The sequence below is a fragment of the Mesorhizobium sp. M7A.F.Ca.CA.004.04.2.1 genome, assembly GCF_004022825.1.
Lineage (GTDB): Bacteria > Pseudomonadota > Alphaproteobacteria > Rhizobiales > Rhizobiaceae > Mesorhizobium.
Window position 1 is genome coordinate 1 of sequence record NZ_RZPH01001807.1, and the last position, 429, is coordinate 429.

Here is a 429-nt window from a genome sequence, read left to right on the forward strand (position 1 = left end):
TATTTATAGTTCGTACACAAACGGAATGATCCGCAAGAAAGACGAAACGAGAACTACCATGAACCTGATCCGCAACTACCGCAACTGGCGCCGCTACAGGGACACCGTGTCCGAGCTGAGCCGCCTGAGCAACCGTGAACTGACCGACCTCGGCATCAGCCGCAGCGACATTCCTTACGTCGCTCGCAAGGCGGTCTAATTCTTCGGACCGCGAATGGTCCGAACCAGTTTTGAAAAAGAGAACGACAATGAACCTGATCCGCAATTATCGTAACTGGCGCGTTTATCGCGAGACGGTTACCGAGCTGGGTCGCCTTTCCAACCGCCAGCTGCATGATCTCGGTATCGTCCGCGACGAAATCAAGATCATCGCCCGCCAGGCGATCTAACCAGAATTTCGCCAGGGTCGACCTCCTCCCCGACCCTGAC

2 protein-coding genes are annotated in these 429 nt (G+C 55.2%); both read left to right on the forward strand.

All coding sequences use genetic code 11. The annotated features are described in order from the left end of the window. Nucleotides 1-58 precede the first annotated feature (58 nt). Nucleotides 59-199 (forward strand): DUF1127 domain-containing protein, encoded by a 141-nt coding sequence (locus EN893_RS37680; RefSeq protein ID WP_013531315.1) that lies wholly within the window; start codon nt 59-61, stop codon nt 197-199. Nucleotides 200-248: 49 nt separating this feature from the next. Then, nucleotides 249-389: a DUF1127 domain-containing protein gene (locus EN893_RS37685; protein WP_013531314.1), complete on the forward strand. Its 141-nt coding sequence runs from the start codon at nt 249-251 to the stop codon at nt 387-389. Nucleotides 390-429 lie beyond the last annotated feature (40 nt).